This is a genomic window from Candidatus Polarisedimenticolia bacterium (assembly GCA_035764505.1).
Taxonomy (GTDB): Bacteria; Acidobacteriota; Polarisedimenticolia; order Gp22-AA2; family AA152; genus AA152.
Genome location: DASTZC010000116.1, coordinates 1 through 8,404 on the forward strand (window position 1 = coordinate 1; position 8,404 = coordinate 8,404).

Sequence of the window (8,404 nt, forward strand, 5' to 3'; positions counted from 1 at the left end):
TCTCCATCTTTCACCTGGAGCGGCACGATGATCACGATGCCCAAGCTCGCTCTGAACTGACGGAGACAAGGGATCCCTGATACGCAATCCGGAGAATGGGGGCGGAGGCAATCCGCCCCCGTTCTCATTTCCGGGTCGACGCGCCGAAGCCGCGGGATTCCGGATAGAATCCCGACATGGCGAAGACAGCGGTACCGCGGGGCTGGAGCATCGTCCCTGTCACGCCCGAGCGCTGGGACGATCTGGCGGCGCTGTTCGGCGAGCGCGGCGCCTGCGGGGGGTGCTGGTGCATGGCCTGGAGGCTGCCGTCGAGTGAATTCCGCGCCGGCAAGGGATCGAAGAACCGGCGCGCCCTCAAGAAGCTCGTCGACGCGCGGCAAGCTCCCGGGATCCTCGGGTACCTGGGAGATGAGCCGGTGGCCTGGTGCGCCGTCGCGCCCCGCGCGAGCTACTCTTTCCTGGCGCGCTCGCGCGTGCTGGCTCCGGTGGACGAGAGCGAGGTCTGGTCGGTCACCTGCCTGTTCATCCGCAAGGAGCAACGCCGGCGCGGACTTTCCGCGAAGATGCTGCGTGCCGCGGCCGTCTTCGCGGCGCAGCGCGGCGCCCGCATCGTCGAGGGATACCCGACGGTGCCCTATTCGGCGAACGCGCCGGGGGCGTTTCTCTGGACGGGGACCGAGGCCGCTTTCCGCAAGGCGGGATACCGGGAGGCGGCAAGGCGCTCGCCGTCGCGTCCCATCATGCGGCGGGCCGTGCGCCCGGAGGCGTGAAGCTCAGCCGCGGCGATTGGCGACGTCGAGCGCCGCGACCTTGTAAGCCTCCGCGAGCGTGGGGTAGTTGAAGACGTTGTTCAGGAAGTAGTCGAGCGTTCCGTCGTGGGCCATGACCGCCTGCCCGACGTGCACCAGCTCCGCCGCGCCCTCCCCGACGATGTGGACCCCGAGCAGCCGCCTGTTCTCCACGTGGAAGAGAAGCTTGAGGAATCCCTTCTCATCTCCGAGAATCTGGCCGCGCGCCAGCTCCCGGTACCTCGCCACCCCGACGTCGTAGGGCACGCCCGCCGCCGTCAGCTCCGCCTCGTTCTTTCCCACGAAGGACATCTCGGGGATGGTATAGATCCCGTAGGGCAGCAGCTCGGCTCGCACCTTCTCCGCCGGGAGTCCCAGCGCGAAGCGCGCCGCCAGCCGGCCCTGCTCCATCGACGAGGAGGCAAGGCTCGGGAAGCCGATGATGTCGCCGGCGGCGTAGATGTGCGCCACCGCCGTCCGGAAGCAATCGTCGACCGGGATGCGGCCGCGCGCATCGGCGGTCAGTCCAGCCGCCTCCAGGTTGAGGTGCGCGGTATTCCCCTGGCGACCCACGGCATAGAGCACCGCCTCGGCGGCAATCTCCTTGCGACTCTTCAGCGCCGCCACCACCTGGCCGTCCGGGCGCCGGGTGACGCGATCCACCTCCTCGCCGAGGCGGAACACGACGCCCATCTCGCGCATGTGGTAGCTCAGGACATCGATCATCTCGCCGTCGGCGAACTCGAGGATCGCCGGACGCTGCTCTACCAGGGTGACGCGCACGCCGAGGGCCGCCATCATGCAGGCGAACTCGACGCCGATGACGCCGCCGCCGACGATCGTCATGGTGCGCGGGATGGAAGGCATTCCCGGCAGCGTGTCGCTGTCGAGAATGGTGCGCCCATCCACGGGAAACTTCTCCGAGACCGCCGGCGTGGTACCGCACGCCAGGAGGATGTTCTCCGCCACCAGCTCCAGCTCCTCGTCGTCGCGACGCACCCGCAGGGCATGGGGATCGATGAACGAGCCGAAGCCGCGCAGCAGCTCCACGTGGTTGCGCCGAAGCTGGTTCTCGAAGACCTCGGCCTCGTGCCGCACCACGTGCTGGATGCGCAGCGTCAGGTCGGCGGGGGTGATGTCGGGCTTGACGGTGTAGTTGAGACCGTAGATGTCGCGCTGCCGGTATCCGGTCAGATAGAGGATCGCCTCGCGCAGGGTCTTGCTGGGAATCGTCCCGCAATGAACGCAGCTGCCTCCCACCTCCGGGCGCGCATCCACCAGGGCGACGCGCCGGCCCGCCTTGGCCGCCTGGATCGCGGCGTGGTGACCCGCGGGTCCTCCTCCCAACACCGCCAGGTCGGCGCGCAGCGCCGGGCTCATCGTTTCGCTTCCAGATAGGCCTTCAGCCGGTTCAATCCGGCGGGTGCCGACGCCTCCCCGAGGACGGCCACGGTGATCACGTGCTGCCCGTCCTTCATGCGGACCGCCCCGTTGAACCAGTGCACTTTGCCCGGGCCTTCGGCAATCTCTCCCGAGCCGCTCGTTCCCCACGAGAGGCGCGGGGCTTCGATCGCCAGCCAGCGCTCCAGCGACGCGCTGTGCTCCTCGTGCAGCGGCGCGCGGCGCGTGACGATCGCCTGCACCAGCAGGTTCTGCTCGAAAACGGTGACCCGCAGCGGCTCGCCGCGCGCCAGATCGGCGAACGAGGCAATCGCGTCGGGAATCCCGGGCGTGTACTGCGACCGGATCAGGAACCGGTGCAGCGGCTCGTAGCCGGTGCGCTTCAGGAGCTGCGCGAAGAAGTCATCGTTGGCTTCCTTGAGGGCGCGGGGGAGGGAATAGGACTCGCCACGCACCGGAATGACGGTCGTGGCGTCGACCTGACCGCTCTCCAGCGCTGCCGCGGCGATCAGCAGATCGACCGTCGTTCCGGGGGTGAAGCGGCGGGACAGCAGGGTGGCGTCGCCCGCGACGCGGTAGGTGCGCAGCGGGACGGAATAATCCACCACGACCCACGGAGCCGAGTCGGGAGGAGCGTCACGCGCGGCCGTGGGGGCGGCCAGGGCGAGCGCCATGCAGAGGATTCGCAGACCGGCGGGCATCGGGAATGGGCGGAAAAGGGGCCGGTTTTCCGGCCCCCCAGAACGCTTCGGGAGGGCCGGTTACTTGAGGTGCTTCGAGACCAGCTTGGTCATCTCGAACATGGAAACCTGCTTCTTCCCTCCGAACACCGGCTTCAGCATCTCGTCGGCGTTGATCATCCGCTTGTTCTTGGCGTCCTGCAGCTTGTTCTTCTTGATGTAGGCCCAGAGCTTCTTGGTCACCTCGGTACGCGGCACGGCCTTGCTGCCGATCACCTCGCCCAGGGCGGGGCTCGGCGTCATGGGCTTCATGAACGCGGCGCTCGGCTTGCGGGCCTTTTTCTTCGCGGCGGCCATCGAGATCTCCTTCAGGTTTGGGTCGCGTAATGGTGGAAATCGTGCGCCAGGGCGCTATTCATACTCGCGGAGCGCACGGAAAGTCAAGAGGGGCGCGCCCCGATTGACGTCCTGGAAACGATGCCTTCAAGAGGCGGAATCACGTGGCGCCCGGAACGGGATGGGGGCGCGACGCTTGCGCGGCTGGGTCCGGGTCGGCCGGCGCGCGGGGGCCAGGCGATCGAAGATTGTCTCGATGGTGCGCTCGAAGGCGGCCAGCAGGTGAGGCGGAACGGTCGCCGGAGGAAAGCGTCGGGGATCGCCCGCGGTTGACCCGGCTTCCCCGCCGCACAGCTCCGCGTCCGACATCTCGATCGCCAGACGCTCGCGCAGCATGCGCGCGACGACGTAGTCCAGCTTCCTTTCCCAGATGCAGCGCAGCCGGTCGGGGTGGTCCTCGCCTCCCCAGGAGGTGCCGGGACATTCCTGCTCCACCTTGCGGATCGCATCCAGCGCCTTGCGCTCCTGATCCTGGTAGGAGTGGTAGACGCGCTCTTCGACTTCACACCACAGGCACATGTAGAAGCTCCGCTTGGCGCGCGCCATCCAGGGCGCTTTCGGGGAAGGCGGCAGACTATAGCACAAATCGGGTGATTTCAGTCGGATATGCCGGGGAGGGAAGGAGCGACCCCAGGACGGGCGCTGCGGCAGACCGCGTCCGCCTCAGGAGGCCTTGGCTACCTTCAAGAGGGGGAGAGCCGTGCTGCGCAGCTCGTGCATCCGCGCGAGGCGCAGGTCCTGCCAGGACGTGATGCGGCTCACCAGAGAGATCGCCAGGAGCGCCAGCGGCACGTCCCAGAGATCGGAAAAGACCATGAGCGAGGTGAGCCTCTTGAGCTGGCCGAGGGTCGGGTTCTCCGCGAACGAGAGCCGCATAATCGTATTGCCCAGGAAGCCCGAGACCAGGAAGAAGGCCCACCACCAGCCAATCAGGGTCGGCGTGCCCAGATGGTTGCGAACGGAGGGCCCGGAGCTCCCCATGTCGCGCTCCAATCCCGCCGGGTCGCTGCCGTGCCAGGCCTCGCGCATGACTTGAAGAGGACGCACGAGATTGAGGAATGGGACGAAGAAACCTCCGACGGCCCACCCGGGCGAATACTTGAACTCCCGGCCGCCCAGAGGGGAGAGGTTCTTGTGGACACGGTGGAACCAGGCGAGGAATGCGACGCCGGTCGCCAGATAGAGAACGACCTGAACGATGCCGATGAGCTGCTGGCGTGCATCGTTCGCGGCCGCCTGGGCCTCCGAGATGTCACCGTTTTCCGCTTGCTCGAGAAGGCCCAGCTGCAGGAGGCCCGAGAAGACGCCGACCAGGGAGATCACGAGGGTGGCCAGGAGCAGCGCCTTGGTCCATCGCGCCCTTCCGTTGACCGAAACCACGACCGATCGATCTTCCACCGGATTCCCTCCTTTGCGCGGCCTGAATCGGCCGTCCGAAGTCAGTTCTGCCGGTTCTTGGTCCAGCGATCGTTGGTGATGCCGTGCTTGGCGACCTTGTAGTTCATCACCCGGCTCGACACACCCAGGAGCTTGGCGGCTTCCTTCTGGATCCAGTTGCTGCGCTTCAGCGCCTCCAGAAGCGCCTGCTTCTCCAACGTCTCCAGGTTCAGCAGCGTCGGATCCACAAGGATGGGGGAGCTGCCGTCGGACGCACCGTGGCGCGCCAGGATGCTCAGATCCGTCTCGCTGATCTGGTCCGATTCGGTCATGAGCACGGCTCGCTCGACGGTGTTCTCGAGCTCCCGCACGTTGCCCGGCCAGTCGTGATGGATCAGCAGCTCGAGCGCCCGGGGGGAGAAATCCTTGACGGGACGCTTCAGCTCGTTGCCGAACCTGGCCACGAAGTGGCGCGCCAGGGGCGCGATGTCATCCCGCCGCTCCCGCAGCGGCGGGATGAGGAGGTTGACCACGTTCAGTCGGTAGAAGAGATCCTCGCGGAACCGGCCTCCCGCGATGGCCGACGGCAGGTCGACGTTGGTCGCCGCCACGATGCGCACGTCCACCTTGATGGTCCGGCTGCCGCCCACGCGCTCGAACTCCTGCTCCTGGATGGCGCGCAGCACCTTGGCTTGCGTGGAGGGGCTCATGTTGCCGACCTCGTCGAGGAACAGCGTCCCCTCGTTGGCCAGCTCGAAACGTCCGATGCGCTGCCGATCGGCGCCGGTGAAGGCCCCCTTCTCGTGCCCGAAAAGCTCGCTCTCCAGCAGCGTATCGGTCAGCGAAGCGCAGTTCATCTTCACGAAATTCAAATCGCGGCGCGGGCTGTTGCGGTGGATGGCCTCCGCGATCAGCTCCTTGCCGGTGCCGGTCTCGCCGACCACCAGGACCGTGGCGTTGCTCCCGGCCACCTTCTCGATGGTGGCGAAGATCTCCTTCATCGCCCGCGACTCGCCGACGATGCCTCCGGCGCCCGGCACGGCCCCCAGCACGCTCACCTTGTGCAGCAGCCGACGGTGCTCCAGGGCGCGCTGGATCTTCACCTCGAGCTCGTCGATGGAGAAGGGCTTCTGGATGTAGTCGTAGGCCCCCTGCTTGATCGCCTCGACCGCCCCTTCCACGGTGCCGAAGGCGGTCATGATGATCACCGGCGTCTGCTCGCTGACGTGACGGGCGCGGCGCAGGACCTCCATGCCGTCGCCGCCCGGCATCTTCAGGTCGGTCACCACCAGGTCGAAGACCTGCCGCTCCATCTTCTCGATCGCCTCGCGGCCGGAGGCGGCCTGGGCCACCTTGAAGCCGCTCTCGGAGAAGGCCTGGCTCAGCCCCTCCCGCAGGGTGCTCTCGTCCTCCGCAATCAGGATGTTCTTCATGCTTCTCTCGTCTCCGAGGTGGGTGGCAGGGATGAAGCCTCTTTTCCGCGGGTCAGCAGGGGGAGCTTGACGATGAACTGGCTGCCCCGGCCGACGGTGCTCTCGAAATCCAGGATGCCGTGGTGGCCCTCGACAATCTTGCGGGCCAGCGGCAATCCGACGCCGGAGCCCGTCTGCTTGGTGGTGAAGAAGGGATAGAACAGACGGTCGTGCACCTCCTCCGGAATTCCCTTGCCGGTGTCGGTGATGCGGATCACGGCGTAGGCGTCGAAGGCGCCGGGAGCCGCCGGATCGGCGGCGTTTCCCAGGTCGGTCCTCAGGGAAGCCGGCAGGGCCTCGCGCCGGGTCTCCACCCGGACGCTGCCCGCCATCGGAATCGCCTCGAAGGAATTCCGGATCAGGTTGCCGACCGCGTCGCGAATCCGATCGGGGTCGATCCAGAGGCTGGGCAGGGAGGAATCCAGGTCCAGGCTGAGGGAGATCGTCTTTCCCTCCTGGAAGGCCATGGCGCTGTTCAGCGCCTCGGTCACCACCTCCGAGAGGGAGGAGGGCCTCAGCTCCAGGTGCAGCGGCCGGACGTATTCCAGGGAGTCGACGACGGTGCGGTTGAGGCGCTTCACCTCGCCAATGATCCGATCGAGCAGCGCCATCTCCTCGGGGCGGCTGGCAAGACGGCGGCGCAGCAGCGACGCCGTGACCTCGATCCCTCCCAGGGGATTGCGGATCTCGTGCGCCATACCGGCGGCCATCTGCCCGAGCGCCGCCAGGCGCTCCTTGAGCTGCTCCTGCTCCTGATGGTGCTCGATCTGGGTGAGATCGCGGAACAGCAGGGCCGCACCCAGCACCTTGCCCGCGTCGTCCCGGATCAGAGGCATCGAGAAGCCGATGGTCTGCTTGCGCTCATCTTTGAGGCGAATCTCCATCTCGGCACGGTTGGGCTGGTTCTTCATGCGGAACGCCTCGAGAAAGATCGAGGCCAGCTTCGGGTGGTTCTTCAGCGCCGTCGTGCAGGGTGCGCCCAGGAGGTCGGGCTCGACAATCTCCAGGATCCGGCGCGCCAGGTCGTTGATGCTGGTGATGCGTCCCTCCCGGTCGATGGTGATGCTGCCGCAGCGCAGGCTGGAGAAGAGATGGCGATAGAACGGGTCTCCCGGGGGCGAGAACCGGGTGGCGCGGGCTCGGGAGGCTGGCGAACCAGGTGACATAATTTGACACAATCCACTGAAATCCAAGGGGTTAATATAGGTAGGAAGCGGGCGGGGTCAAGGATTTGAAATAAGCGATGACAGGATCGTAGCTTAGCGCCGGGGGCGGGGGGAGATGATCCCCTCCAGAGAGCGGAAGACGGCTCGCAGCAGCCGGTAGGGAGTCGCCTGTGGAGCCCCGGGCGGGGGAATACGCAGGCCCGGGAAGTACCGGGACAGATAGCCGTGCGATCGATGCACCAGCCGGTAGAAGGTGGCGCGGGAATCGGACCCTACGGCGAAACGGGAGGAAAAAGTCCCGTCTTCGCGCCGCGCCTCGGCGGTTTGCACCCGCCCCAGGACCGCTTCCGGGGGGACGGTTTCGCGCACGGCGTTGTTGTCCCCCTGGAACACCAGGGATTCCTTCCCATCGAGCCGGTTGCGCCAGACGAGACGATGGATGGTCAGGCTGCCGCCGTGCAGGAAGACCCCGATTTCACCGACCTGCAGGTCGCTGCCCGGCATCGCCTGCACTTGAAGGCGCCATCCATCCCGCAGCGTCGGGTTCATGCTCGCGCCGCGCACCGTGATGCTGCCGGAGCCCTGCGACCGCAGGGTCTCCACGAGCAGGAGCAATCCAGGGGAGGGCGAGGGCTCCATCTCAGCGCACCGAGAAGCGGACTTCGGAGTCGGCCTGGCGTCCCGTGACGCGATCCGTCGCCGTGACCTGGAGCTTGAAATCGCCGGCCGGCCAGCCGGTGAGAGGAAATGAATAGCCATGAACCAGGCCGGGCTGGTCGGTAAATGTCAGCGGCCTTCCCAGCGGGGTGAAGGTCAACTCTCCCGACTTCTGGACTTTTTCCGCCACCAGGAAGCGATAGGACAGATCCAGGCGCGCCTCTCCGCTCTGCGGATCCGTGGCGGCGTGATACACCTGGAAATAATAAGCCAGCTCCGAGCCGGCCTTGTAGACCGGCTCCATCTTGGGGATCACCAGAAGCCTTCCGACCAGGAAGGGAGGGTCCCCGGTGGAGGGGCCTTCCCGGAGCTGCGCCGCCAGCGTGATTCCCGACAACTTGAAGGTCTCGTCCCGGAAGCTGGGGACCGGCACCCTTTCCCCCAGCGAAAAGAGCTCGCCGGTCACC

At 66.7% G+C, this 8,404-nt stretch carries 10 protein-coding genes; 1 reads left to right on the top strand and 9 read right to left on the bottom strand.

The window, feature by feature from the left end; translation table 11 throughout:
- The first annotated feature begins 176 nt into the window (after window positions 1–176).
- The gene (locus tag VFW45_08285) at window positions 177–770 is read left to right on the top strand and encodes a GNAT family N-acetyltransferase (GenBank protein ID HEU5180776.1); all 594 of its coding nucleotides are present in this window, start codon (window positions 177–179) and stop codon (window positions 768–770) included.
- A 3-nt stretch (window positions 771–773) separates the two neighbouring features.
- On the opposite strand, the gene sthA is transcribed toward VFW45_08285, so the two are convergent.
- The 9 genes from sthA to VFW45_08330 all read right to left on the bottom strand — a co-directional run.
- Window positions 774–2,168 (bottom strand): Si-specific NAD(P)(+) transhydrogenase, encoded by a 1,395-nt coding sequence (gene sthA, locus VFW45_08290; protein HEU5180777.1) that lies wholly within the window; start codon window positions 2,166–2,168, stop codon window positions 774–776.
- Window positions 2,165–2,863, bottom strand: a complete 699-nt coding sequence (locus tag VFW45_08295; protein HEU5180778.1) for a hypothetical protein — start codon at window positions 2,861–2,863, stop codon at window positions 2,165–2,167. The genes sthA and VFW45_08295 overlap by 4 nt, the downstream gene beginning before the upstream one ends.
- A gap of 87 nt (window positions 2,864–2,950) precedes the next feature.
- Window positions 2,951–3,226: an SWIB/MDM2 domain-containing protein gene (locus VFW45_08300; protein HEU5180779.1), complete on the bottom strand. Its 276-nt coding sequence runs from the start codon at window positions 3,224–3,226 to the stop codon at window positions 2,951–2,953.
- Between the two features lie 126 nt (window positions 3,227–3,352).
- Entirely contained in the window at window positions 3,353–3,811 is a 459-nt protein-coding gene (locus tag VFW45_08305) for a hypothetical protein (protein HEU5180780.1), read from the bottom strand.
- Window positions 3,812–3,928: 117 nt separating this feature from the next.
- Complete coding sequence (locus VFW45_08310) at window positions 3,929–4,663, bottom strand: DUF4328 domain-containing protein (protein ID HEU5180781.1); 735 nt, start codon at window positions 4,661–4,663, stop codon at window positions 3,929–3,931.
- Window positions 4,664–4,704: 41 nt separating this feature from the next.
- The gene (locus VFW45_08315) at window positions 4,705–6,075 is read right to left on the bottom strand and encodes a sigma-54 dependent transcriptional regulator (protein ID HEU5180782.1); all 1,371 of its coding nucleotides are present in this window, start codon (window positions 6,073–6,075) and stop codon (window positions 4,705–4,707) included.
- A complete protein-coding gene (locus VFW45_08320; GenBank protein ID HEU5180783.1) occupies window positions 6,072–7,280 on the bottom strand; it encodes an ATP-binding protein in 1,209 nt (402 codons plus the stop codon). Before VFW45_08320 ends, VFW45_08315 begins: the two co-directional genes overlap by 4 nt.
- A 93-nt stretch (window positions 7,281–7,373) precedes the next feature.
- Entirely contained in the window at window positions 7,374–7,919 is a 546-nt protein-coding gene (locus VFW45_08325) for a S24 family peptidase (protein ID HEU5180784.1), read from the bottom strand.
- Window position 7,920: 1 nt separating this feature from the next.
- Window positions 7,921–8,404: hypothetical protein (locus VFW45_08330; protein HEU5180785.1), on the bottom strand; the 484-nt coding region annotated here is incomplete at its 5' end.